General features: G+C 64.5%; 21 protein-coding genes. 18 read left to right on the top strand and 3 right to left on the bottom strand.

Annotated features, from left to right (window positions below):
• Nucleotides 1-8: 8 nt before the first annotated feature.
• Nucleotides 9-905 carry a LysR family transcriptional regulator gene (locus tag TZ03_RS21255; protein ID WP_051100248.1) on the top strand — a complete coding sequence of 299 codons (897 nt, stop codon included), beginning with the start codon at nt 9-11 and terminating at the stop codon, nt 903-905.
• Here TZ03_RS21255 and TZ03_RS21250 read toward each other — a convergent pair.
• A complete protein-coding gene (locus TZ03_RS21250; protein ID WP_051100247.1) occupies nt 902-2,233 on the bottom strand; it encodes an MFS transporter in 1,332 nt (443 codons plus the stop codon). The two genes, TZ03_RS21255 and TZ03_RS21250, sit on opposite strands and share 4 nt — an antisense overlap.
• Before the next feature lie 558 nt (nt 2,234-2,791).
• On the opposite strand from TZ03_RS21250, the gene mrdA reads away from it, so the two are divergent.
• Nucleotides 2,792-4,687 carry a penicillin-binding protein 2 gene (gene mrdA / locus TZ03_RS21245; protein ID WP_051100246.1) on the top strand — a complete coding sequence of 632 codons (1,896 nt, stop codon included), beginning with the start codon at nt 2,792-2,794 and terminating at the stop codon, nt 4,685-4,687.
• Between the two features lie 26 nt (nt 4,688-4,713).
• On the opposite strand, the gene TZ03_RS21240 is transcribed toward mrdA, so the two are convergent.
• A complete protein-coding gene (locus TZ03_RS21240) occupies nt 4,714-5,601 on the bottom strand; it encodes a LysR family transcriptional regulator (protein WP_051100245.1) in 888 nt (295 codons plus the stop codon).
• A gap of 127 nt (nt 5,602-5,728) precedes the next feature.
• On the opposite strand from TZ03_RS21240, the gene TZ03_RS21235 reads away from it, so the two are divergent.
• The 13 genes from TZ03_RS21235 (at nt 5,729) to TZ03_RS21175 (ending at nt 19,924) form a co-directional block, all read left to right on the top strand.
• Nucleotides 5,729-6,568, top strand: a complete 840-nt coding sequence (locus TZ03_RS21235; RefSeq protein WP_051100272.1) for an FAS1-like dehydratase domain-containing protein — start codon at nt 5,729-5,731, stop codon at nt 6,566-6,568.
• A 20-nt stretch (nt 6,569-6,588) separates the two neighbouring features.
• Nucleotides 6,589-7,752: an acyl-CoA dehydrogenase family protein gene (locus TZ03_RS21230; protein WP_051100244.1), complete on the top strand. Its 1,164-nt coding sequence runs from the start codon at nt 6,589-6,591 to the stop codon at nt 7,750-7,752.
• A gap of 10 nt (nt 7,753-7,762) precedes the next feature.
• Nucleotides 7,763-9,112: an MmgE/PrpD family protein gene (locus TZ03_RS21225; RefSeq protein WP_051100243.1), complete on the top strand. Its 1,350-nt coding sequence runs from the start codon at nt 7,763-7,765 to the stop codon at nt 9,110-9,112.
• Between the two features lie 18 nt (nt 9,113-9,130).
• Nucleotides 9,131-10,330, top strand: coding sequence for a CaiB/BaiF CoA transferase family protein (locus TZ03_RS21220; RefSeq protein WP_051100242.1), 1,200 nt, complete (start codon nt 9,131-9,133; stop codon nt 10,328-10,330).
• Nucleotides 10,327-11,145 (top strand): HpcH/HpaI aldolase/citrate lyase family protein, encoded by an 819-nt coding sequence (locus tag TZ03_RS21215; protein ID WP_051100241.1) that lies wholly within the window; start codon nt 10,327-10,329, stop codon nt 11,143-11,145. The genes TZ03_RS21220 and TZ03_RS21215 overlap by 4 nt, the downstream gene beginning before the upstream one ends.
• A 226-nt stretch (nt 11,146-11,371) precedes the next feature.
• The gene (locus TZ03_RS21210; protein ID WP_051100240.1) at nt 11,372-12,370 is read left to right on the top strand and encodes a TRAP transporter substrate-binding protein; all 999 of its coding nucleotides are present in this window, start codon (nt 11,372-11,374) and stop codon (nt 12,368-12,370) included.
• Nucleotides 12,371-12,438: 68 nt separating this feature from the next.
• Nucleotides 12,439-13,071 (top strand): TRAP transporter small permease, encoded by a 633-nt coding sequence (locus TZ03_RS21205; RefSeq protein ID WP_051100239.1) that lies wholly within the window; start codon nt 12,439-12,441, stop codon nt 13,069-13,071.
• A complete protein-coding gene (gene dctM / locus TZ03_RS21200; RefSeq protein WP_051100238.1) occupies nt 13,071-14,354 on the top strand; it encodes a C4-dicarboxylate TRAP transporter large permease protein DctM in 1,284 nt (427 codons plus the stop codon). The genes TZ03_RS21205 and dctM overlap by 1 nt, the downstream gene beginning before the upstream one ends.
• A 300-nt stretch (nt 14,355-14,654) precedes the next feature.
• Nucleotides 14,655-15,215 (top strand): FMN reductase, encoded by a 561-nt coding sequence (msuE, locus tag TZ03_RS21195; RefSeq protein ID WP_051100237.1) that lies wholly within the window; start codon nt 14,655-14,657, stop codon nt 15,213-15,215.
• A gap of 9 nt (nt 15,216-15,224) precedes the next feature.
• On the top strand, nt 15,225-16,412 hold the full coding sequence (locus TZ03_RS21190) for an acyl-CoA dehydrogenase family protein (protein ID WP_051100236.1): 1,188 nt from the start codon (nt 15,225-15,227) through the stop codon (nt 16,410-16,412).
• 9 nt (nt 16,413-16,421) lie between these two features.
• Entirely contained in the window at nt 16,422-17,522 is a 1,101-nt protein-coding gene (gene sfnR / locus TZ03_RS21185) for a sigma54-dependent transcriptional activator SfnR (protein ID WP_051100235.1), read from the top strand.
• Nucleotides 17,523-17,809: 287 nt separating this feature from the next.
• A complete protein-coding gene (locus TZ03_RS21180) occupies nt 17,810-19,129 on the top strand; it encodes an NAD(P)/FAD-dependent oxidoreductase (protein ID WP_051100234.1) in 1,320 nt (439 codons plus the stop codon).
• A 12-nt stretch (nt 19,130-19,141) separates the two neighbouring features.
• Nucleotides 19,142-19,924, top strand: coding sequence for an NAD(P)-binding domain-containing protein (locus TZ03_RS21175; RefSeq protein ID WP_051100233.1), 783 nt, complete (start codon nt 19,142-19,144; stop codon nt 19,922-19,924).
• A 133-nt stretch (nt 19,925-20,057) separates the two neighbouring features.
• Here TZ03_RS21175 and TZ03_RS21170 read toward each other — a convergent pair whose 3' ends face one another.
• A complete protein-coding gene (locus tag TZ03_RS21170; RefSeq protein ID WP_051100232.1) occupies nt 20,058-21,536 on the bottom strand; it encodes an FAD-dependent oxidoreductase in 1,479 nt (492 codons plus the stop codon).
• Between the two features lie 297 nt (nt 21,537-21,833).
• Here TZ03_RS21170 and TZ03_RS21165 point away from each other — a divergent pair, with 297 nt between their 5' ends.
• The 3 genes from TZ03_RS21165 to TZ03_RS21155 are packed head-to-tail and all read left to right on the top strand — an operon-like array spanning nt 21,834 to nt 23,928.
• Nucleotides 21,834-23,213, top strand: coding sequence for an MFS transporter (locus TZ03_RS21165; RefSeq protein ID WP_051100231.1), 1,380 nt, complete (start codon nt 21,834-21,836; stop codon nt 23,211-23,213).
• Nucleotides 23,214-23,224: 11 nt separating this feature from the next.
• Nucleotides 23,225-23,575, top strand: a complete 351-nt coding sequence (locus TZ03_RS21160) for a cupin domain-containing protein (RefSeq protein WP_051100230.1) — start codon at nt 23,225-23,227, stop codon at nt 23,573-23,575.
• An 11-nt stretch (nt 23,576-23,586) separates the two neighbouring features.
• Nucleotides 23,587-23,928 (top strand): RidA family protein, encoded by a 342-nt coding sequence (locus TZ03_RS21155; protein WP_051100229.1) that lies wholly within the window; start codon nt 23,587-23,589, stop codon nt 23,926-23,928.
• The last annotated feature ends 88 nt before the right edge of the window (nt 23,929-24,016 follow it).

Here is a 24,016-nt window from a genome sequence, read left to right as displayed (position 1 = left end):
AGCGCCCCATGAGCCACATCGACCTGAACCTGATCCGCACCTTCGTCACCCTTTACGAGGCCCGCAGCGTCACCCTGGCCGCCGAACGCCTGTTCGTTACCCAGCCATCGGTGAGCTATGGCCTGGCCCGCCTGCGCGAACTGTTCGACGACACCCTGTTCAGCCGCACACGTGACGGTATCCAGCCAACCTTTGTTGCCGACCAGCTGTACAGCACCCTGCGCGATGCACTGACGCGCATCGAAGGTGCCGTTCAAAGCACCCGTCAGTTCGACCCCGCAACCACCGAACGCAGGTTCCGCATCGCCCTTTCCGACCTCGGCGAAATGGGCTTCTTGCCGCTGATCCTGGCGCGCCTGAACCGCGATGCCCCTCGCGCCGAAGTCGAGGTGCTGCCGCTGCAGGTGGACCAGGTGGGCGACTGGTTGGCCAGCGGCAAGATCGACGCCGCCATCTGCCGCCCGCCTGTGCCGGGCACGCGCAGCCAGGTGCTGCTACGCGAGCGCTATGTGTGCCTGCTCAGCTGCGACCACCCCCGTATCAGCACAGAACTGAGCCTTGAACAGTTCATTGCAGAACGGCATATCAGCGTTACCCGTACCACCGGCCACGGTAGTGTCGAAGACGTGCTCAACAGCATGCAGTTGCAACGGCGCATCAGCCTGCAGGTGCCGCACTTTTCGGTACTGCCGAAGATCATCCCCGGTACCGACCTGCTCGCCGTATTGCCGGCACAAATCGCCCGGCTGTTCATGCAGGACGGTGGCTTGCGAATGCTCGAGCTGCCGTTCCAGGTCGCCGCGTTCAATGTCTCGCTGAACTGGCACCCCAACAGCGACAACTCCGCCGCCCTGCAATGGTTCTGCGCCACGGTCGCCGAGGCGATCATCGACGGCCAGGCTTAAGCGTCGGCCACCACCGGTCGAACCGGGCTGGCCGCCGGCCGCAACAACAGCAGGCAACCTGCAGCCAGCACGAACACGCTGGCGAACACCCCGTACAGGTGCAGAGGTTGCCAGCCGCCATCGAGCAATACCCCGGCCACGGTCGGCGACAGGATCGCGCCCATGCGGCCGATGCCGATACCCCAGCCCACGCCGGTGGCACGTACCGAGGCGTCATAGACCACCGGCGACAGGGCATACAACCCGGCCACGCAGCCGTTGGAGAACAGCCCGATTAGCAGCCCCAGCGCCAACGCAGCACTGACCGAGGCGCCATTGGCCACGAACAGCACCAGCAATGCCGCGGTGATGAGCATGAACAGCGCCAGCACACGAGTCAGTGGCCAGCGCGAAGCCAGGCCGCCGATCAGCGCCGCGCCGAGGATGCCGCCGACGCTCAGCAGCACCCCGCCGGTGATGCCCTGCTGGGCCGACAGACCGGCGGCAACGAGCAGCTTCGGGGTCCAGCTCATGACGAAGTAAAAGCCGAACATGACCAAGAAGAAGAGCAACCAGATCACCAGCGTGGTGCGACGCATGGCTGGCGCCAGCAGTTGCCTGAAGCCGGTGGCGGCACCCGCTACGGTTGCCGCTGGCGTCGGCAGTTGCGCCAATGCCGGCTGGCCCAGCCGCGCCGCCAGGCGGTTGACCCGGGCCAGGGCATTGGCTGGCCGGCGTGCCAGCAGGAAGTCCAGCGACTCCGGCAGCCACAGCAGTACCAGCGGGATCACCAACACGGTGGCGATACCGCCAAACAGGAACACCGAGCGCCAGCCCCAATGCCCCAGCAACCATACCGCCAGCAAACCACCCAAGGTCGCGCCCAGGGCATAGCCGGTGGACTGCAAGCTCACCGCCAGGCCGCGCCAGCGCTTGCTGGCGTACTCACTGGCAATCACGTTGCTACTGGCCAGGATGCCGCCAATGCCCAACCCGGTCAGGCCGCGCAACAGGGCCAATTGCAACGGGCTCTGGCTCAGCGCCGAAAGCAACATGCCGATGCCGGAAAGGACAAGGCACAACAGGATCAGCGGGCGCCGGCCAAAGCGGTCGGCCCACGGCGCGATGAACAGCGACCCAGCCGCCATGCCGAACAGGCCGGCGCTGAGCAGTAACCCTACCTGTGCCCCGTTCAGGCCCCACTCGGCGGACACCGAGGCGGCGGTGAAGGCCATTACCAGCACGTCGAAGCCATCGATCATGTTGAGGATGATGCAAATGCCAATCGCCAGGCACTGGAAGCGGCCCATCGGGTCGTTGTCCAGGCGCTGCTTGAGATCGGAATTCATACGGTCACCTGCCGGTTCACAGGTGGGAGGACAGATGCGCGCGCGCAGGCAAAGCGCAAGGAAACCTGACGGTTCCGTAGCCCTGGAAAACCATTCATGACTGGACCCTTTTTGTAATTGTTGTCGCATACGGCTGGAGGGCTCCGGCCGTTGTCAGGCGCTAATCAATCAGATAATGGATCCACAAACAACATCAACACTCACAGCCAAACCTGATTTTGGCCGTAAATTCATCATAAAAAAGATACGAAATCCATATTTATCTTTATTTATCAAAAAGTTAATTAAATTTACCATTATATGGTAACTGTTCGTTTATCGAACACTATTGATTTATGGATCCATAAAACACAGAAAATTCTCACCCTCAAACCTCATGCCCCCTGCCATGAACAAATCTTCATGTTTCCCGCCAAGGCTCTGATCACGGGGCATCCAGCCAATGCCAGCCCACCGCCAGTCGGCACTCGCCTTGAGGCTTCGAAACGTGTTGCGTAGCATCCCCGCCCCGTTCGCACGCCCGCACGGCCAACACGATGCCCGTAAAATGAGCCCCTGATGCCGCAACCTATCCCCCTCAAGGACCACGAAAAGGAAAAGCACCTGGTCAACCGCCGGCTTCTGGCCTGCGCTGCCCTGGTGTTCAGCCTGTGTGCCGTGCTGGTGGGCCGGCTCTATGTGCTGCAAGTACTGCAGCACGACCAGCAAACCGCTGTGTCGGAAAACAACCGCGTGCATGTGCTGCCCATCGCTCCCGAACGCGGGCTGATCTACGATCGCAACGGCGTGGTGCTGGCCGACAACAAGCCCAGCTTCGACCTAACCATGACCCGCGAGCGGGCCGGCGGTGACTCGGCCAAGGTGCTCGACACCCTGACGCAGGTGCTGGGCCTGTCCGAGGACGACCGCAAGCAGTTCGACAAGGACCTGCGCCGCGGCCGCAAGCCGTTCGAGCCGGTCACCCTGATGGTGGGCCTGAGTGAAGAGCAGATCGCCCTGGTGGCAGTCAACCAGTTCCGCCTTCCGGGCCTGGAGGTGGAGCCGCAGTTCATCCGCGAGTACCCGCTGGCCGAGCATTTCGCCCACTCGGTGGGCTATGTGGGGCGCATCAACGAGAAAGAAGCCAAGACCCTCGACAGCACTGAATACCGTGGCACCCAGTCGATCGGCAAGACCGGTATCGAGCACTTCTACGAAAGCCAGCTGCACGGCCACGTGGGTTACGAGGAAGTCGAAACCAACGCCCAGGGCCGAGTGATGCGCGTGCTCAACCACAAGGCCCCGACCCCAGGCCAGGACATCGTGCTGACCCTGGACGCCCACCTGCAGCTAGCCGCGGAAAAGGCCCTGGGCGACCGCCGTGGTTCGGTGGTGGTGCTGGACCCGGCCAACGGCGATGTGCTGGCGATGGTCAGCAACCCCAGCTTCGACCCCAACCTGTTCGTCAAGGGCATCAGCTTCAAGCAGTACGCCGCCCTGCGCGATTCCATCGACCGCCCACTGTTCAACCGCGTGCTACGCGGCCTGTATGCCCCAGGTTCCACGGTGAAGCCGGAAGTGGCCATCGCCGGTCTCGACAGCGGTGTGATCACCCCGGGCAGCCGGGTATTCGACCCGGGCTACTACGAATTGCCCAACTACCAGCACAAGTACCGCAACTGGAACCGCAGCGGTGACGGCTGGGTGGATATGTACACTGCCATCATGCGCTCCAACGACACCTACTTCTACGACCTGGCGCACAAGCTGGGCATCGACCGCCTGCACGACTACATGGCCGAGTTCGGACTGGGCCAGAAGGTATCGCTGGACATGTTCGAGGAAGCGTCGGGACTGATGCCGTCGGCCGAGTGGAAACGCGCCACCCGGCGCCAAGCCTGGTTCCCGGGGGAGACGCTGATCCTGGGCATCGGCCAGGGCTACATGCAGGTCACCCCGCTGCAACTGGCCCAGGCCACCAGCCTGCTGGCGAGCAAGGGCGTATGGCACCGCCCGCACCTGGCCATGACCGTGGGCGGCGATACACCGGTCGATCCCAACCCGATGCCCAATATCGTGCTGCACGACAAGCACGCCTGGGACCAGGTCAGCCAAGGCATGCAGATGGTCATGCATGACCCGCGCGGCATTGCCCGCGCTGCCGCGGCCGGTGCGCAGTACCGGATTGCCGGCAAGAGCGGCACGGCGCAGGTGGTGGCGATCAAGCAGGGCGAGCGCTACAACCGCGACAAGACCTTGGAGCGGCACCGCGACAACGCCCTGTTCGTCGGCTTTGCCCCGGCCGACCACCCCAGTGTGGTGGTGGCGGTGATGATCGAGAACGGCGAGGCCGGTGGCCGGGTGGCGGGGCCGGTGGTGCGCGAGGTGATGGATGCCTACCTGCTGGATGAGCAGGGGCATCTGAAGGCGGAGTTTGCGGGTGGCGGGACCACCAGGCAAGTGCCGCACACCTAGTGGCGGAAGGGCTCGACCCGCGCGCTTCAGCCGCCCGGCATCAACGTGGCGATCAACGCACGTACCGTTCCCGGCAGGGCATCCAGCTCTCGCACCAGGATGCTCCGCTCGCGCACCGCCCATGGCTCATCCAGGGTGACGGTGATCAATTCCATGGTCTGGCTGTGCCGCAGCGCCGCCGATTCGGGAATGATGCCGATCCCCACTCCCGCCTCCACCAGCCGGCAGATGGCCTCGAAGCTCGACAGTTGAATCCGCAGCGACAGGTTCAGGCCCATCCGTTCTACATGGTCACGCAGGAAACTCAGCAAGGTGCTGCCTTCATGCAGGCCGATGTGCTGGAAGGCCAGCGTTTGCTCCAAGGTAACCCGCTCGCGGGACGCCAGCTCGTGCCCTGCCGGCACGATCAACACCAGTCGGTCGGTACTGAAGTGCAGCACTTGCAAGCCGCTGGCCTCGACCGGCCCGGCGATGATGCCCATGTCGCTGCTGCCATCGAGCACCCCGCGCACGATGTCCCGCGACAGCCGCTCCTGCAGGTCCACCGTCACACCTGGGCGCTTGGCCAGGAACCCGGCCAGCACTTCTGGCAGGAATTCGGTCACGGCGGTGGTGTTGGCGAAGATGCGGATATGCCCGGCCGAGTCAGCGCCGAACTGAGTGAATTCGGCTTTCAGGTAATCCACCTGACGCATGATCAGGCGGGCATGCATCAACAGTTTATGCCCGGCAGGCGTCAACTCCACACCACGGCTGTCGCGGTACAACAGGCGCGTATCGAGCTGGGCCTCCAGCGCCTTGATGCGCGCACTGGCGGCGGCCGGCGAAAGAAAGGCGCGGCGCGCGCCTTGGGTCAGGCTCGGCGACTCGCCGATATGAATGAAAAGCCGCAGGTCAGCCAGGTCGAAATGCATGGGAGGTTCCGCTCGTTGCGATGGCGTTCAGCATACACGAACGCCACCTTACGAAAATGCAAATTCACAGAATGCCAGGTGCCTCGCATGATCCACTGCATAACAACAAATGCAGAGGCCCATGGTTATGACTGCTTCCACCCCGCTCACCGACTACAGCGCCTGGATCGGCCGCACCGAAGAGGCCGTCGATGAGCTCAGCCGCAACCTGGTCAAACGCATCGCCGCCACCTTTGGCGAGCCTGCGCCAGGCGCGGGCCAGCCCCTGCCGCCGCTGTGGATGTGGTGCTTTTTCCAAGAACCGGTGGTCGAATCGCAACTGGGCAGCGACGGCCACCCGGCACGCGGCAGCTTCCTGCCGCCGGCCGACAACCGCAACCGCATGTGGGCCGGCGGGCGGGTCGAGTTCATCGCCCCGCTCAAGGTCGGCGCCGAGGCCCATCGCCTGTCGACCATCGTGCACATCGAGGAAAAGCACGGCCGCACTGGCGCGCTGCTGTTCGTCACCGTGCGCCACGACTACTCGCAACACGGCCAGCTGTGCGTGCGTGAAGAGCAGGACATCGTCTACCGTGAGCCCAACCCGCCTAAGCTCGGCAGCGCTGCAGCCGGGGCACCGGCCGACTGGCACGAAGCCGTCACGCCAACCCCTACCCTGCTGTTCCGCTACTCCGCCGTGACCTTCAACGGCCACCGCATCCACTACGACTTCCCCTATGTCACCGAAACCGAAGGCTACGCCGGCCTGGTCGTGCACGGGCCGATGATCGCCACCCTCAACCTGCGTGCGTTCATCCGTGCCAACCCTGGCAAGCAGGTGCGGCATTTCACCTACCGCGGCGTGCGCCCCTTGACCGTACCCACGCCATTCGAGGTTGCCGGGCGCATCAGCGCACCCGGCCAGGCCCAACTATGGGCCGGCAATGCCGAAGGTGTGGCACAGAGCGCCGAAGTGCTTTTCGACTGAGACCTGACAGGTAACCCCGCATGCATACGTACGACAGCGATGACCTCAATGCCATCCGTGAAGGCGTGCGCGCCTTGTGCGCCCAATTCGACGCCAGCTACTGGCGCACCATCGATGAACAAAAAGGCTTCCCCGAAGCCTTCGTCAAAGCCATGACCGACGCTGGCTGGTTGTCGGCGATGATCCCGGAAGCTTACGGCGGCTCGGGCCTGGGCCTGGCCGAAGCGTCGGTGATCCTCGAAGAGGTGAACGCCTGTGGTGGCAACTCCGGCACCGTGCACGGGCAGATGTACAACATGTTCACCCTGCTGCGCCACGGCAGCGAGGCACAGAAGCGCCACTACCTGCCCAAGCTTGCCAGCGGCGAGCTGCGCCTGCAGTCGATGGGGGTGACCGAGCCGACCACTGGTACCGACACCACCAAGATCAAGACCACCGCCGTACGCCAGGGCGACAAGTACGTGATCAATGGCCAAAAGGTGTGGATCTCGCGGGTGCAGCACTCCGACTTGATGATCCTGCTGGCACGCACTACACCACTGGCTGAGGTGAAGAAGAAATCCGAAGGCATGTCGATTTTCCTGGTCGACCTGCGTGAAGCCATCGGCAATGGCCTGACCGTGCAGCCGATCGCCAACATGGTCAACCACGAAACCAACGAGCTGTTCTTCGACAACCTGGAAATCCCGGCCAGCAGCCTGATCGGCGAAGAAGGCAAAGGCTTCCGCTACATCCTCGACGGCCTCAATGCCGAGCGCACGCTAATTGCCGCCGAATGCATCGGCGATGGCCGCTGGTTCGTCGAGAAAGCCAGCCAGTATGCCCGTGACCGCGTGATATTCGGCCGCCCCATCGGGCAGAACCAGGGCGTGCAGTTCCCCATCGCCGAAGCGCATATCGAGATCGAGGCCGCCGACCTGATGCGCTGGCGTGCCTGCGCCGAATACGACAGCGGGCAGAACGCCGGGGCCAGCGCCAACATGGCCAAGTACCTGGCCGCCAAGGCCAGCTGGGAGGCGGCCAACGCCTGCCTGCAGACCCACGGTGGCTTCGGCTTTGCCTGCGAATACGACGTCGAGCGCAAGTTCCGCGAAACCCGCCTGTACCAGGTGGCGCCGATTTCCACCAACCTGATCCTGTCCTACGTGGCCGAGCACCTGCTCGAACTGCCGCGCAGCTTCTGAGGGCCCGAGCATGCACCATACCCAAGCCCTGGCCGGGTTCCTGGCCGACCTGCGCTACGCCGACATCCCCGGCCACGTGCTGGACCGCACCGAAGACCTGTTTCTCGACTGGCTCGGCTCGGCCCTGGCCAGCCAAGGTGCCCACCCGATACCGTTGTTCGAACGCTACGCCGAACGCATGGGGCCCACGCAGGGCAGCGCGCGGGTGCTGACCAGCGGGCGTACGTCATCGCCCTACTTCGCCGCATTGGTCAACGGCGCTGCCTCGCACCTGGTCGAGCAGGACGACCTGCACAACAGCTCGGTGCTGCACCCGGCCACCGTGGTGTTTTCCGCCGTGCTGGCGGCCGCACAGGACCTTGGCAAAAGCGGCCAGGACCTGCTGCTGGCCGCGGTCGCTGGCTACGAAGCCGGCATCCGCATCGGTGAATTCCTTGGTCGTTCGCACTACCGCATCTTCCACACCACCGCCACCGTCGGCACCCTGGCCGCCGCCGTGGGCGTTGGCAAACTGCTGGGCTTCGACCAGGACCGCTTCATCAACCTGCTCGGCAGCGCCGGCACCCAGGCCGCCGGGCTCTGGGAGTTCCTGCGCGACGCCGCCGACTCCAAACAGTTGCACACCGCCAAGGCCGCAGCCGATGGCCTGCTTGCCGCGTACCTGACCGCCGATGGCCTGAGCGGCGCGCGCAACATCCTCGAAGGCGACCAGGGCCTGGCGGCCGGCATGTCCAGCGACGCCGACCCGACGCGCCTCAGCGACCGCCTGGGCACGCGCTGGGCGCTGGTGGAGACCTCGTTCAAGTTCCACGCTTCTTGCCGTCACACCCACCCCGCTGCCGACGCGCTGCTGCAGTTGATGCAGCACGAAGGGCTGGGCCACGAGCAGATCGCCAAGGTGGTCACCCGGGTGCACCAGGGCGCCATTGATGTGCTAGGCCGGGTCACCACGCCGACTACCGTGCACCAGGCCAAGTTCTCCATGGGTACCGTGCTCGGCCTGATCGCCGTGCATGGCAGCGCACAACTCATCGAATTCCGCGACCTGGCGCTGACCGACCCCCGGGTTGCGCGCTTGCGCGAAAAGGTGGAAATGCAGCTCGACCCTGAAGTTGACGCCGCCTACCCGGCACGCTGGCTGGGTCGTGTCGAGGTCACCTGCACCGATGGCCGCACCTTCAGCGCCGCCATCGACGAGCCCAAGGGCGACCCCGGCAATACCCTCGCGCGCGCGGAGCTGGAAGCCAAGTTCCAGCGCCTGCTGGCCTACTCCGGCGCACGCAGCCCGGCCCAGGGCCAGGCCCTGATCGAGCAGGTCTGGCAACTGCGCGATGCCCGTTCGCTGACCGCGCTGCACTGATGATGAACAGGTGACCCCATGACTCGAACCGCACCCCGCCCGCTGGACGGCATCACCGTCATCAGCCTGGAACATGCCATCGCCGCGCCCTTCTGTACCCGTCAGCTGGCGGACCTGGGCGCGCGCGTGATCAAGGTCGAACGCCCCGGCAGCGGCGACTTCGCCCGTGGCTACGACCAACGCGTCGACGGCCTGGCCTCGCACTTCGTGTGGACCAACCGCTCCAAGGAGAGCCTCACCCTCGACCTCAAGCAGCAGGCCGCCGACGGCATTCTCGAAGCCTTGTTGGCCAAGGCCGACGTCTTTGTGCAAAACCTTGCCCCCGGCGCGGCCGCGCGCATGGGTTTGTCGTTCGAAGCGCTGCACCAGCGCTTCCCGCGCCTGATCGTGTGTGACATCTCTGGCTACGGCGAAGGCGGCCCTTATGAAAAGAAAAAGGCCTATGACCTGCTGATCCAGAGCGAGGGCGGCTTCCTCTCGGTGACCGGCGGTGCTGGCGACGAGGAAATGGCCAAGGCCGGCTGCTCGATCGCCGACATCGCCGCCGGCATGTATGCCTACACCGGCGTGCTATCGGCACTGCTGCTGCGCGACAAGACCGGACTGGGCAGCCGTATCGATGTGTCGATGCTGGAAAGCTTGGTGGAATGGATGGGCTACCCGATGTACTACGCCTACAACGGTGCACCACCACCGCCCCGCGCCGGCGCCTCGCACTCGACCATCTACCCGTACGGGCCGTTCCCTACCGGCGGTGGCGGCACCATCATGCTTGGTTTGCAGAACGAACGGGAATGGGCGCTGTTCTGCGAGAAGGTATTGCTCGACCCGGCACTGGCCAGCGATGACCGTTTCAATGCCAACTTCAAGCGCTCGGAAAACCGCGATGTGCTGCGCCAGATCATCGTCGATGGCTTCGCCAAGCTGTCGCTGGACGAGGTGGTGGCACGGCTGGAAGACGCGCAGATCGCCAACGCCCGGGTCAACGACATGCATGGGGTGTGGCAGCACCCGCAGCTACAGGCGCGCGACAGCTGGCGCGAGGTGGACAGCCCGGCAGGCAAGCTGCCGTCACTGCTGCCACCGGGGCGCAATGCGGCGTTCACCCCACGCATGGATGCGGTACCGGCGCTGGGGCAGCACACCCAGGGTATTCTGGGCGAGCTGGGGTTCAGCGCCGAGCAACAGGCCAGCCTGGCCGCAGGAGGGGTGGTATGAATACCGTGCGCTCCGCGCTGTTCGTGCCCGGCAGCCGGCCCGAACGCTTCGCCAAGGCCCTGGCGTCGGGGGCCGACGTGGTCATCGTCGACTTCGAGGATGCCGTGGAGCCCCCCCTCAAGCAGCAAGCCCGCGACAATCTGGCAGCCTTTCTGCATGCCACCCCGCAAGCATCGGTGTGGGTGCGGGTGAATGCACCACAACACCAGGAGCATGCGGCGGACCTCACCTTTTGCGCACAGCAGCCGGGTGTTAGCGGGCTGCTGTTGCCCAAGGTGGAAAGCGCCACCCAGGTGGCAGTCGCTTGGCACGCGGGCAAGCCGGTATGGCCGATCATCGAAAGCGCCAGGGGGTTGTTGGCCCTCGCCGAGATCGCGGCTGCCGCGGGTGTCGAGCGGCTGTCGTTCGGCAGCCTGGACCTGGCACTGGACTTGAACCTCAATACCGAAAGCGCGGCGGCGCGACAGGTCCTCGACCAGGCGCGCATGGCCGTGCAACTGCATTCGCGGGGGGCGGCTCTGGCGCCGCCGCTGGATGGGGTGTTTCCGGCCATCGCCGATACCGATGGGCTGCAGCGGGCCATGCGGCATGCCTATGACATGGGCTATGGCGGCGCGTTGTGCATTCATCCCAGGCAAGTGCCGGTGATTCATGCGGCGCTGGCGCCGAGTGCCGAGGAACTGGCGTGGGCGCGGAGCGTAATAGCGGCGAGCGAGGCTGCCAACGGGGCTGGTGCGTTTCAGCTGGATGGGCAGATGGTCGATGCGCCGGTGGTGTTGCGGGCGCAGCGGTTACTGGGCCAACAGATGAGTTGACGCTACTGGCCTCTTCGCGGGTGAACCCGCTCCCACAGCGTCACCACAGTCTTCGAGCCTTGCGCATACCTGTGGGAGCGGGCTCACCCGCGAAAAGGCCGGTACAGGCAGTCAGTGTTCAGCAAAGCCGAACGCCGCCTTACATAAATGCTAATTCTTCATACGCAGTCCCTTGGTCCATCTTTATGCTCAATCCTCCTACAACAATAAATCAGAGGTGACATCGATGTTGAAGCTGACCCAGGCGCTGTTCTGCGCCGCTGCAGTGTCCATGGCCGGCCTGGCCCAGGCCGCCGACCCGATCATCATCAAGTTCGCCCATGTGGTGGCCGACAGCACTCCTAAAGGCCAGGGCGCGCTGATGTTCCAGAAGCGGGTCGCCGACGATCCGAAACTCAAGGACAAGGTAAAAGTCGAGGTCTACCCCAACTCGTCACTGTTCGGCGACGGCAAGGAAATGGAAGCCCTGCTGTTAGGCGATGTGCAAATGCTGGCGCCTTCGCTGGCGAAGTTCGAGCACTACAACAAGCAGGTGCAGATCTTCGACCTACCATTCCTGTTCGATGATCTGGCCGCTGTCGACCGCTTCCAGCAGGGGCCGCAAGGCAAGGCACTGCTGACTTCGATGGAAGACAAGGGCATCCGTGGCCTGGCCTACTGGCACAACGGCCTGAAACAGCTGTCGGCGAACAAGAAAGTGATTCTGCCCAAGGACGCCCGTGGCCTGAAATTCCGCGTGCAGGCCTCCAGCGTGCTTGAGGAACAGTTCAAGGCAGTGCGGGCCAACCCGCGCAAGATGAGCTTCGCCGAGGTCTACCAGGGCCTGCAGACCGGCACCGTCAATGGCACCGAGAACACTTGGTCGAACTATGAAAGCCAGAAGGTCAACGAGGTGCAGCCGTTCTTCACCGAGACCAACCACGGCCTGATCGACTACATGGTGATCACCAACGCCAAGTTCTGGAACAGCCTGCCCGAGGACGTGCGCGGCGAGTTGCAGGTGATCATGGACGAGGTCACCGTCGAGGTGAACAAGCAGGCCGAAGCCCTCAACCAAACCTCCCGGCAAAAGATCATCGACGCCAAGACCAGCGAGATCGACCCGCTGACCGCCAAGCAGCGCCAGCAGTGGCGCGAGTCGATGCGCCCGGTGTGGGAGAAGTTTTCCGACCAGATCGGCGCCGACCTGATCAAGGCAGCCGAAAGCGCCAACAAGGCCTCCTGATCGACCCTCGCCCTGCCCTGGCCACCCGCCCACGGGTGGCCTGTCCTCTCTCTGTCTGGAGACCCCCTATGCAATCGCTCAGGCGAGTCTGGGAGCATTTCGAGGAAGGCATGATCGCCTTTCTCCTGGCGGCCATGACCTTGGTGACGTTCGTCTACGTGGCGCTGAACAACCTCTACACGATGTTCTACACGCTCAGTGACCACTGGGCGTTTGCCAGCGATCTGCTGCTCGACATTGGCGACCAACTGATGGCCTACGCCCAGGAAATGACCTGGAGTATCGCCCTGACCAAGGCGCTGTTCGGCTGGCTGATCTTCTTCGGTATTGCCTACGGGGTGCGCACCGCAGGCCACCTCGGCGTCGACGTGCTGGTGCGGCGCACAAGCAAGCCGGTGCAACGGGTACTAGCCATGATCGCCTGCGCTTGCTGCCTGGCCTATGCCGGGCTGTTCCTGGTGGCCAGCATCAAATGGGTCAATGCGGTACTGGCCGCGGGTATCGGCGCCGAAGACCTCGACCGCTACGGCATCAAGATCGGCCATATCGCACTGATCGTGCCGTTCGGCTTCGGCCTGGTCATCGTCCGCTATCTGGAAATTTTCTACCGCCTGTTCACCCATCGCCAGTACAGCCTGGGCCTGGCCGACGAGGCCGCCGAAGCCAGCAAGCTGGCCCACCCAGGTGAGGAGCACCACTGATGACGGTAATCTGCCTGTTCCTGCTGTTGTTCGTGCTCATGTTCCTTGGCGTGCCGATCGCCATTTCCCTGGGCCTGTCGGGGGCGCTGTCGATCCTGATGTTCAGCCAGGACTCGCTGAGTTCGCTGGCGATCAAGCTGTTCGAGACTTCCGATAGCTACACCTTCCTGGCCATTCCGTTCTTCCTGCTGTCGGGCGCCTTCATGACCACCGGCGGCGTGGCGCAGCGGCTGATCGACTTCGCCAACGCCTGCGTCGGGCATATCCGTGGCGGCCTGGCCATTGCCGCGGTGCTGGCGTGCATGCTGTTTGCCGCGCTTTCAGGTTCGTCGCCGGCTACCGTCGCGGCAGTCGGTTCGATCGCCGTCGCCGGCATGGTGCGCTCGGGTTACCCACGCGAGTTCGGCGCCGGGATCATCTGCAACGCCGGTACCCTGGGCATCCTGATTCCACCATCGATCGTCATGGTGGTGTACTCGGCGGCCACCGAGACCTCGGTCGGCAAGCTGTTCATGGCCGGTGTGGTGCCAGGTATCCTGCTGGGCGTGGCCCTGATGGTGACGATCTACATCGTCGCGCGGGTCAAGAAACTGCCGGCGCAACCACGGGCAAGCTTTGCCGAATGGTTGAGCACGGCCAGGCGTGCATTCTGGGGCCTGTTGCTGCTCGTGATCATCCTCGGTGGCATCTATAGCGGCATGTTCACCCCCACCGAAGCGGCCGCCGTGGCGGCGGTATACTCGGCATTCATCGCCTTGTTCGTGTACAAGGACATGCGCTTCAGGGACTGCCCGAAAGTACTGCTGGAATCGGGCCGGTTGACCATCATGCTGCTGTTCATCATCGCCAACGCCATGCTCTTCGCCCATGTGCTGACGACCGAACAGATCCCCCAGCAGATCACGCAATGGGTACTGTCCGAGGGCCTCACGCCGATCGGTTTCCTGATCATGGTCAACGTGGTGCTGCTGATTGCCGGCAGCTTCATGGAGCCATCGGCGATCATCCTGATCCTGGCGCCGATTTTCTTCCCGATCGCGATGAAGCTGGGGATCGACCCCATTCACCTGGGGATCGTGATGGTCGTGAACATGGAGATCGGCCTGGTGCATCCACCGGTGGGGTTGAACCTGTTCGTGACTTCGGCGGTGACCGGGTTGACGCTGGGGCAAACGATTCGCGCTGCGCTGCCGTGGTTGTCGATCCTGCTGCTGTTCCTGGTGCTGGTGACCTATGTGCCATTCATCTCGTTGGCGCTGCCAGAATGGTTAGGCATGCCGTAGGTACTTCCGCGCTCACAGGACAAACGGGGCCGCTTTGCGGCCCAAACTCATAAAGGAATAAGAATATGAATTCTTATTCTTTTTTATTCATCCAACAATCTTCTATAACTCTCCTCACTGTACAGCCGCCAACACTTGGCCAACTGTTCGCAGCGCAACACCTGATCAACATACAATGCCTGCACGGCAACAGCAGCGAACATAAAAATATCGCTAACATGTTGATTTAATAGAAGATTACAACCAGGCATGACGATTGCTCAAGCAAAGTCCCGCTCAACCCGAACCGGAGACCTGCCCATGAGCACCCCACTGAACGTCGTAGCCCTGTCCGGCGGCACTTCCCGCCCTTCGCGCACCCTGGCCCTGACGGAGGCGATTCTCGCCGAGCTGGCCGAGCACCTGCACATCAAGCCGCACCTGATCGAGCTGGGCGAGATCGCCCGCCCGCTGGGCAGCGCCCTGTGGCGCAGCGAACTGCCCGAGGCCGTCGAACAGCAACTGCGCCTGGTGGAAAAGGCCGACCTGCTGGTGGTGACCACGCCCGTGTATCGCGGCAGCTTCACCGGCCACTTCAAGCACCTGTTCGACTTGATCGGCCAGGACGCCCTGGTCGACACCCCTGTACTGCTCGCCGCCACCGGCGGCAGCGAGCGTCATGCGCTGGTGCTCGACCACCAGCTGCGCCCGCTGTTCAGCTTCCTGCAGGCACTGACCCTGCCCATCGGCGTGTTCGCCAGCCAGGCGGAAATGGCCGACTACCGGGTGTCCAGCGACGCCCTCGCCGCCCGTATCCGCCTGGCCGCCGAGCGTGCCGTGCCACTGTTCGGTGCCCACCACGCGCTGCGCCAAAGCGCCTGAGGAGCGGCCATGAATGCACCTGTGAATACGCCGCTGCGCCCGGCCCTGGTCATCGCCCGCGAACTGGCCGGGCAGTTTGCCCAGACCGCCGTCGAACGCGACGAGCGCGGTGGTACGCCGAAAGCCGAGCGCGATGCCTTGCGCGACAGCGGCCTGCTGTCGCTGACCATTGCGCAAGCCTTCGGCGGCCAGGGCGCCAGCTGGCACGACACCTTCGCGGTGGTGCGCGAGTTCGCCCGGGTCGACAGCTCCATCGCCCACGTGTTTGGCTTTCACCACTTGATGCTGGCCACCGTGCGCCTGTTCTCGCGCCCGGACCAGTGGCAGCCCTGGTTCGAGCAGACCGCCCGCAAGCAGTGGTTCTGGGGCAATGCCCTGAACCCGCTGGACACCCGCACCGTGGTCAAGCACTTCGATGGCTGGTGCGAATTCTCCGGCAAGAAAAGCTTCTGCTCCGGCGCCAGCGACTCGGAAATGCTGATTGCCTCGGCGGTGGACGAACGTGCCGGCGGCAAGTTGCTGATCGCCGCGATCCCCAGTGGCCGCACCGGCATCAGCCTGCACAGCGACTGGAACAACATCGGCCAGCGCCAGACCGACAGCGGCAGCGCCACCTTCGAGCGAGTACGGGTCGAACACAACGAACTGCTGCTCGACCCAGGCCCCTTGAGCACCCCGTTCGCGGCCCTGCGCCCGCTGATTGCCCAACTGCATTTCGCCAACCTGTTCCTCGGTATCGCCGAGGGCGCCTTCGACGAAGCTCGCCAGTACACCCTCAAGGAAAGCCGGCCGTGGTTCCGCTCCAGCGCCGCCAGCAGCGCCGAAGACCCTTATGTGCTGCGCCATTACGGCGAGTTCTGGGTCGGCCTGGAAAGCGTGCGCCTGCTGATCGAACGCGCCGCGCGCCAACTGGATGCCGCCTGGGCCAAGGAACATGCCCTCACCGCTGAAGAACGCGGCGACCTGGCCCTGGCCATCGGCATCGCCAAGGTCGCCGCCAGCCGCCACGGCCTGGACATCTGCAACCGGCTGTTCGAAGTCACCGGTGCCCGCGCCACCCACGCCTCGCTGCGCTTCGACCGCCACTGGCGCAACCTGCGCACGCAAACCCTGCACGACCCGGTGGACTACCGCATCCACGAACTCGGCGAGTGGGCCCTCAACGACAAGCGCCCTGCCCCATCCTTCTATTCCTGAGGATTGCCCATGCAACTGCTGACCCTCCCCCCGTCACCGACACTGGCTACCTCGATCAGGGCGACCGCACAGGTCTTCGAAGACCCCAGGTCGCAGGCGCTGCTCGCCCACCTGCAACAGGTCGCCCCCAGCGAGGCCAGCGTCCTGATCATCGGCGAAACCGGCACGGGCAAGGAGCTGGTCGCACGCCACATCCACAACCTCAGCGGCCGGCGCAACGGCCCATTCGTCGCGGTCAACTGTGGCGCGTTCTCCGAGTCGCTGGTCGAAGCCGAACTGTTCGGCCATGAAAAAGGCGCCTTCACCGGCGCCCTGGCGGCCAAGGCCGGCTGGTTCGAAGAAGCCAACGGCGGCACGCTGTTCCTTGACGAAATCGGCGACCTGCCGTTGCCGATCCAAGTCAAGCTGCTGCGTGTGCTGCAAGAGCGCGAGGTGGTGCGGCTCGGGTCGCGCAAGAGCATCCCGATCAACGTGCGGGTACTGGCGGCGACCAACGTGCAGCTGGAAAAGGCCATCAACGCCGGGCACTTCCGTGAAGACTTGTACTACCGGCTGAACGTGGTGACCCTGCAGTTGCACCCGCTGCGCGAGCGCCCGGGTGACATCCTGCCACTGGCTAGGCATTTCATCCGCAGCTACAGCGACCGGCTGGGCTACGGGCCGGTGGAACTTAGCCCCAAGGCCCAGGCCAAGCTGGTGGAGTACAGCTGGCCAGGCAATATCCGCGAACTGGAAAACGTGATTCACCACAGTTTGCTGACCTGCGGCGACGGCACGATTCAGGCGCAGGACCTGCGTTTGTCCAACCTGCGCATCGAGCGGCAAGAGGAAGAGCCGGCAGGCAATGGCGTGGAGGACCTGCTGCAGCGGGCGTTCAGCCGTTTGTACGAGGAACAGTCGGAAGACCTTTACGAGAAAGTGGAAAATGCCCTGCTGCGGTCGGCCTATCGGTTTTGCCACTACAACCAGGTGCATACCGCGCAGTTGCTGGGGTTGTCGCGCAACATCACACGCACACGGCTGATTGCGATCGGGGAGTTGGTGGTGAACAAGCGGCGCGGGCAGCAACAGCCGGCATTGGATAACCGTGTGGTGCGGTTGTCGATCTGAGGGTTGTATTGCCGGTACCGGCCTCTTCGCGGGCTTGCCCGCTCCCACAGGGATGGCATCAGGGTTGCCAGGTGCTCGCCACAGGCGCTGCATATCTTGTGGCAAACACCTATCAGCCCTGATGCGATCCCTGCGAGGCTTGCCGACGATTGGCCCATCAGCCCGATGCCCCCCAGCTCGCCCCGCTCAATGCCCCCAGCCCGAACATCCCATTCCCCGTCCCTCCCGTCATAGTCCCCGCACGTCCCCCAATGCCATAGTGGAGAAAACAACACGGATAAAATCCCATGTACAGAAACACCTCTACCCCCGCGGACGACAACGGTTGCGGCTGGTTCCACCTCAGCCCCAAGCGCCAGCCACGCGCTGCGCACCGGGGGCGGAGCGAGGCGCGCTGGGTGGTGCTCGGCGCGGGCTTCACCGGCCTGGCCGCCGCGCGGCAACTGGCGCTGCACCACCCTGACGACGAGGTGATCCTGGTCGATGCCCAGGAAGTCGGCTTCGGCGCCTCGGGGCGCAACTCCGGCTTTGCCATCGACCTGCCCCACGACATCGGTGCCGCCGACTACATCGGTGACCTGCCCACCGCGCGGATGAACCTCAAGCTCAACCTGCGCGCGCAGGCGATCCTGCGCGGGCTGATCAACCAGCACGGCATCGACTGCCAGATCCGCCCGGACGGCAAGTACCAGGCGGCAGTCGAAGACAAGGGCCTGGCCGTGCTCGAAGCCTACCGCAGCGGCCTGGAAAAACTCGGCCAGCCCTACCAGATGATCGACGCCCGCGACCTGCCCGAGCACTTCGGCACCGCGTTCTATCGCAAGGCGCTGTACACCCCGGGCACCCAGTTGCTGCAACCGGCCGCCCTGGCCAAGGGCCTGGCCGAAAGCCTGCCGACCAACGTGACCCTGCACGAACGCACCACCATCACCCATATCGAGCAGGGCCGGCGTATCACCCTCAAGCATGCCAATGGCGAGATCATCGGCGACCAGTTGCTGCTGACCAACAACGCCTTCGCCTCGCACTTCGGCTTCCTGCCCGGCCGTTTGCTGCCGATTTTCACCTACGCCAGCATGACCCGCCCGCTGACCGAGGAAGAACAGGCGCGCCTGGGCGGCAAGAGCACGTGGGGCATCATCCCCGCCGATCCGTTCGGCAGCACCCTGCGCCGTACCCCGGACCAGCGCCTGCTGGTGCGCAACAGCTTCAGCTTCAATGCCGACGGCCGCGCCAACCCACGCCACATTGCCCGCGCCGGGCGCCAACACCGTGAATCGTTCGAGCGGCGCTTTCCGATGCTCTCGGGCCTGCCGTTCGAGTACACCTGGGGTGGCTCGATGTGCCTGTCACGCAACCACCTCTCGCACTTCGGCACCCTCGCCCCCAACGTGCATGCGGCACTGTGCTGCAATGGCCTGGGCATAACCCGTGGCACCGCCACCGGCACCTTGCTGGCCGACTGGCTGAGCGGTGAGCGCGACGAACTGATCGACTTCCTGCTCGGTTCGGCCGGCCCCAACCGCAACCCGCCAGAGCCACTGCTGAGCGTGGGCGTCAACCTCAACCTGCACTGGGGCCAGCGCCGCGCCGGCCTGGAAAGCTGACAAGGAGGCAACATGCATAGCCTGGGTATTCTCGGGGTGGGCGAGCTGACCGAAAAAGTGGTCATCGGCCTGCGCCGCAGTGGTTTCGATGGCCCCATCCTGCTTTCACCGCGCAATGCGCAACGGGCCGCCATGCTGGCCCATGAGCAGGGTTGCGAAGTACTGGCGAGCAACCAGGCGGTGGCCGATCAGGCCGAACTGGTGATTCTCGGCGTACGCCCGCACTCGCTGGGCGAACTGGCAGACGAAGTACGCCTGCGCCCCGGCCAGCGCCTGGTATCGCTGGCCGCTGGGATCAGCCTTGGCCAACTGGCGAGCGCCTTCCCCGGCGCCCTCTGCGTGCGCGCGATGCTGTCGTACGCTGCGCAATACAACCAATCCACGGTGGTGGTCTGCCCGCCCGATGCGCTGGCTAAACAGTACCTTGGGCCGCTGGGTAAGCTGGTGGTCCTGCAGGGCGAACCTGAGTTCGAACTGGCCACGGTGGCAGCGTGCATGAACGGCTGGTTCTACTTCCTGCTGCACGACCTGCAGCAATGGCTGATGGACAAAGGCCTGCCGGCGGCAGAAGCACGTGCGCTGGTGCTGGGCAATCTACAGGACTGCGTGGCCAGCGCCGGACAGCAGCCGGAATACACGCTCAAGGCCCTGGGGCAGGCCATTGCCACCCCGGGCACGTTTACCGCCGATGGGCTGGCGGTGTTGATGCATCAACCGGTGAGTGCCACCTGGGGGGCGGCTTGTGAAGTGGTGCTGGATGCCTTGCTGACCCGGGCAACGTTGCCTGACCGGTAGCACTCTCCCGGTAGCCCGCTGTCATTGCACAAACTCTGACTCACTGGTTTAGCAGGCCCTTGTAGCGGCGGGCTTGCCCGCGAACACCGGCGAAGCCGGTGCCGGCGCCTGCTTCGCGGGCAAGCCAGTAGTTCTAGAGTTGCCGATACACCCGGGCAGTGTCCTCTTCGAAGTGTTTCAGCTCTTCCTGCCGCCGCGCCTCCGACCAGCCCATTGCCGCGGCCGCACACTGTGACAACTGCTCCACCCGCTCGCGCCCCAGGTCAGGGTCCAGCCCACACGGCAAGCGCCGCCGCACCAGGTCCACCAACCTCACCACATGCTCGCGGCCAATGATACGGGCAATGTCCTCGTGATCGATGCGCTCGCGCTCGATCATGCCCTTGGGCGCCTTGCCGCGCTTGCCCAGTCGCACCTCCACAGCACGCGCGATCAGCCGCGCCGCATGGCGATGGAGCATGATGGTCGAGCCGGTCAGGGTCAGCAAGTCCGGCTTGCCGGCCGCCTCGCTCAAACGCACCGGCAGGTAGCTGCTGCGCCCGTCCAGGGTAGAGGTCGGGCGCACGCCGCACCAGCAATGCTGCACGTCGTCACGGGTCAGCTGCAGTCCGGGGAACAGCTGGTTGGCCTCGGCGAGGATGTAGTCGATCTCGCCGTCCTCGACGCGCACCGTGTCCGGGTCGTCGGTGAAATGCGACTCGGTCGGGCCGATGAAGTGAAACTCGCGCCAGGGGAACACATAGTACGGTTCCCCCTTGCTGGAGAATGCCTCCAGGCCCTGACCGCGGTAGGCCTCGGGCAACCGCACCATGACGTTGACACCCTTGATGCCGAGTACCCGCGGGCCACGATCGGCGGCACCCGCCACGCGGTCGACCCAGGGCCCGGCAGCGTTGATCACCACCTTGGCAGTTACGTGCGCCTGGCCGAGGGCTTCGGGGGCCTGCTCGTCCAGGGTCAGCCGCCACTGGCCTTCGCTGCGCTGCAGGTGGCTGACACGGGTATAGGTACGCACCGTGGCGCCGCGCCATTGTGCGTCCAGCGCAGTGTCGACGCAGATGCGCTCGGGCCAGGCATACATGTATTCCTCGAACACGCCCACACCACGCAACGGCCCGCCGAGGCCGGCGACCATGGCGCTGTCATCGGCCGCCTGCCGAGGCGACTGGCGACGGTAAGCCAACGGCACCTTCCAGCCGCCGAGCGCCTCGACCAGGCGGAAACCCATGTCTACCAGCCACGGCGGGTAGCGGTCGCCCTTGCGAAACGGATAGTGGAAGCGATGCCGGGTCAGGTGATCGGGCATGTCCTTGACCAGCTCGGCACGGCAGCGCATCACCTCGCGGGTGTAGCGCAGGCGCTGCCACATGTCGAACGGGCGAAATGGGATCTGCCACAGCGGGTAGCGCGCGGCCAGGTAGCCCAGGCCTGAATAGAGCATGCGGCTGGAGCGCGACGAGGTGCCGGCACCGATGTCGCCACGGTCGACCAGCAGGGTGCGGAAGTTGCGCGCCGCCAGTTGTCGGGCAGCGGCGCAGCCGACCGCGCCGGCGCCGATGACCACCACGTCGTAGTGGTCACCGTCGAGGGATTGCAAGGGGGGACGGGTCATGAGTCAGGTTCCGGATTCTTGTGTTTGTTCTGGAGGATCTTCGAAGCTGCGGCAGCCCTGCGGGGGTGGCTTCACCCGCGAAGAGGCCAGCGAGGCAAACATGCGTACCTCGCCCGCCAGCCCACGATAGAAAAGCCCCGGCCTCCCCTCTAGAACACCCAGGACAACTTGCATAAGCCCTCGGCACACCGCGCCAGCGCATCCCATGACTCGTCCCAGCCGTTATATGGAGCCCCGCAAAGCCAGTGCCATAGTGCCGCGGCGCTGACGCGTGAATAACAACAAGAGGTAAGTAGAATGACCACATCCAAGCGCTCTGTCGAAGATGCTCCGCTTAACGCCTTCCACCGCAAGCTGACCGTCTACTCCGCGGGCGGCCCGTTCCTCGATGGCTATGTGCTGAGCATCATCGGCGTAGCCATGCTGCAGATCACCAACGCCTTGCAATTGACTGCTTTCTGGGAAGGCCTGATCGCCGCCTCGGCGTTGATCGGTGTGTTCCTCGGCGGCTTTCTTGGCGGCTGGTTCACCGACAAGTACGGGCGCAAGGTGCTGTACCTGGTCGACCTGATCGCCATCGTCGGTTTCTCGGTGGCACAGTTCTGGGTCGAGTCGGCCTGGGCGCTGTTCGCCTGGCGCCTGCTGATCGGCATCGCGGTCGGTGCCGACTACCCGATCGCCACTTCGCTGCTGGCCGAATTCCTGCCCCGCAAACAGCGCGGGCCGCTGCTGGCGGCGATGGTGCTAATGTGGTTTGCCGGCGCTGCCGTGGCCTACGTGGTGGGCGAACTGCTGCTGCGCGTCGGTGGTGACGACGGCTGGCGCTGGGTGCTGGCCAGTGCCCTGGTGCCGGGCGCACTGTTCCTGATCGCCCGCAGCGGTACCCCGGAGTCGCCGCGCTGGCTGCTGAGCAAAGGCCGCACGGCGGAAGCCGACGCAGTGATCAAGAAGGTCTACGGTGCCGATTACTCGATTGCCGACCTACCCGAGCAAAGCAGCGGCAAACAGGTATCGCTGTGGTCGCTGTTCCACTCCGGCTACGGCAAGCGCATGGCCTTCGTCACGCTGTTCTGGACCTGCGCGATCGTACCGCTGTTCGCCATCTACGCCTTCGCCCCCAAAGTACTGCAGGCGCTGAAGCTGACCGGCGACTGGGCCGCCTACGGCTCGATCGCCATCACTTTCCTGTTCACCCTTGGCTGCCTGCTGGCGACCCTGCTGATCAACCGCCTGGGCCGGCGCAAGATGCTGATCCACAGCTTCCTCTGGTCAGGCCTGTCGCTGGTGCTGCTGGGCGTGTTCCCCGAAGCCTCGCCGACCACCGTGCTGGTGCTGTTCGGCGCCTACGCGGTGCTGATCGGCGGTGCCCAGGTGCTGGAATACGTGTACCCCAACGAACTGTTCCCCACCGAAATCCGCGCCTCGGCGGTAGGCCTGGCTACTTCGCTGTCGCGCATCGGCGCGGCCGTGGGCACCTACCTGGTACCGATTTCCCTGGCCAGCTATGGCGTGGCCAACACCATGTTCGCTGCCGCCCTGATCTCGCTGTTCGGCGCGCTGACGTCCTGGTGGCTGGCCCCCGAGACCAGCAAGCTCGACCTGCAGCAAGCCGCCGCCCTTGGCGGGCAAGCACCCGCAGCATCCCCGCGTACGAAATCCGTCGCTCGTAAAGCCTGAAGGAACCTGAGATGAACCAAGTGCTTACCGTTGTTCGTAATGCCGCCGCCTCGCCACTGGGCGAGCCGGCCCCTGCCCGCCTGCCGATCGGTTTACCCATCGCCCAGGCCGCCACCGCCCAGGACCAAACCGACCAAGCGGTCGGCGCCAGCATCGGCGTCTGGGAAAGCAGCCCCGGCGTGTTCCGCCGCCACCTGAAAAACCGTGAGTTTAGCCATATCGTCAGCGGCTGGTGCACCTTCACCCCCGACGGTGGCGAGCCGGTGGAACTGCGCGCTGGCGATGCGGTGCTGTTTCCGGAGAACTGCGAAGGGGTGTGGGACATCCGCGAAACCCTGCGCAAGACTTACGTGCTGTTCTAAGGAACCCGTCGATGATCGAACGTATCAACCCCGGCCCACGGGCCAGCCAGATGGTGCTGGTGGATGGCCGCATCGAAACCTCGGGCATTGTCGCGCTGCAACCGGGCGATATCGCCGCGCAGACCCGCTGCGTGCTGGCGCAACTGGAGCAGTGGCTGGCGCAGGTTGGCGCGGGCAAGGGCAACCTGACGCGTGTGCAGATCTGGTTGGCCGACATGGGTGAGTTTGCCGCGATGAATGAGGTGTATGACGCCTGGGTGGGCGCTCAGCCGCCGGTGCGGGCCTGTGTCGGTGCTGCCCTGGCGGCGCCGGATTACCGCATCGAGATCCAGGCCTTCGGCCAGCTCCCATAGGGATAGCGCAGGGCTCAAAGCAGGGTTGCCAGTGCTCGCCGCTGCATATCTTGTGGCAAACACTTGTCAGCCCTGATGCGGCCTCTGT

Origin of the sequence: Pseudomonas sp. 10-1B, from assembly GCF_000935045.1 — a bacterium.
Taxonomy (GTDB): domain Bacteria; phylum Pseudomonadota; class Gammaproteobacteria; order Pseudomonadales; family Pseudomonadaceae; genus Aquipseudomonas.
The sequence above is the reverse complement of the archived record's forward strand: the minus strand, read 5'-3'. Positions and strand labels throughout refer to the sequence as shown.

Bases quoted from the DNA above. Each gene is read 5' to 3' on its own strand.
- TZ03_RS21230 (WP_051100244.1), top strand. From the start codon at position 6,589: ATGCATACGTACGACAGCGATGACCTCAATGCCATCCGTGAAGGCGTG.
- TZ03_RS21210 (WP_051100240.1), top strand. From the start codon at position 11,372: ATGTTGAAGCTGACCCAGGCGCTGTTCTGCGCCGCTGCAGTGTCCATG.
- msuE (WP_051100237.1), top strand. From the start codon at position 14,655: ATGAGCACCCCACTGAACGTCGTAGCCCTGTCCGGCGGCACTTCCCGC.
- TZ03_RS21180 (WP_051100234.1), top strand. From the start codon at position 17,810: ATGTACAGAAACACCTCTACCCCCGCGGACGACAACGGTTGCGGCTGG.
- sfnR (WP_051100235.1), top strand. From the start codon at position 16,422: ATGCAACTGCTGACCCTCCCCCCGTCACCGACACTGGCTACCTCGATC.
- TZ03_RS21255 (WP_051100248.1), top strand. From the start codon at position 9: ATGAGCCACATCGACCTGAACCTGATCCGCACCTTCGTCACCCTTTAC.
- TZ03_RS21220 (WP_051100242.1), top strand. From the start codon at position 9,131: ATGACTCGAACCGCACCCCGCCCGCTGGACGGCATCACCGTCATCAGC.
- TZ03_RS21235 (WP_051100272.1), top strand. From the start codon at position 5,729: ATGACTGCTTCCACCCCGCTCACCGACTACAGCGCCTGGATCGGCCGC.
- TZ03_RS21155 (WP_051100229.1), top strand. From the start codon at position 23,587: ATGATCGAACGTATCAACCCCGGCCCACGGGCCAGCCAGATGGTGCTG.
- TZ03_RS21215 (WP_051100241.1), top strand. From the start codon at position 10,327: ATGAATACCGTGCGCTCCGCGCTGTTCGTGCCCGGCAGCCGGCCCGAA.
- mrdA (WP_051100246.1), top strand. From the start codon at position 2,792: ATGCCGCAACCTATCCCCCTCAAGGACCACGAAAAGGAAAAGCACCTG.
- TZ03_RS21240 (WP_051100245.1), bottom strand. From the start codon at position 5,601: ATGCATTTCGACCTGGCTGACCTGCGGCTTTTCATTCATATCGGCGAG.
- TZ03_RS21160 (WP_051100230.1), top strand. From the start codon at position 23,225: ATGAACCAAGTGCTTACCGTTGTTCGTAATGCCGCCGCCTCGCCACTG.
- TZ03_RS21250 (WP_051100247.1), bottom strand. From the start codon at position 2,233: ATGAATTCCGATCTCAAGCAGCGCCTGGACAACGACCCGATGGGCCGC.
- TZ03_RS21175 (WP_051100233.1), top strand. From the start codon at position 19,142: ATGCATAGCCTGGGTATTCTCGGGGTGGGCGAGCTGACCGAAAAAGTG.
- TZ03_RS21170 (WP_051100232.1), bottom strand. From the start codon at position 21,536: ATGACCCGTCCCCCCTTGCAATCCCTCGACGGTGACCACTACGACGTG.
- TZ03_RS21165 (WP_051100231.1), top strand. From the start codon at position 21,834: ATGACCACATCCAAGCGCTCTGTCGAAGATGCTCCGCTTAACGCCTTC.
- TZ03_RS21205 (WP_051100239.1), top strand. From the start codon at position 12,439: ATGCAATCGCTCAGGCGAGTCTGGGAGCATTTCGAGGAAGGCATGATC.
- TZ03_RS21225 (WP_051100243.1), top strand. From the start codon at position 7,763: ATGCACCATACCCAAGCCCTGGCCGGGTTCCTGGCCGACCTGCGCTAC.
- TZ03_RS21190 (WP_051100236.1), top strand. From the start codon at position 15,225: ATGAATGCACCTGTGAATACGCCGCTGCGCCCGGCCCTGGTCATCGCC.
- dctM (WP_051100238.1), top strand. From the start codon at position 13,071: ATGACGGTAATCTGCCTGTTCCTGCTGTTGTTCGTGCTCATGTTCCTT.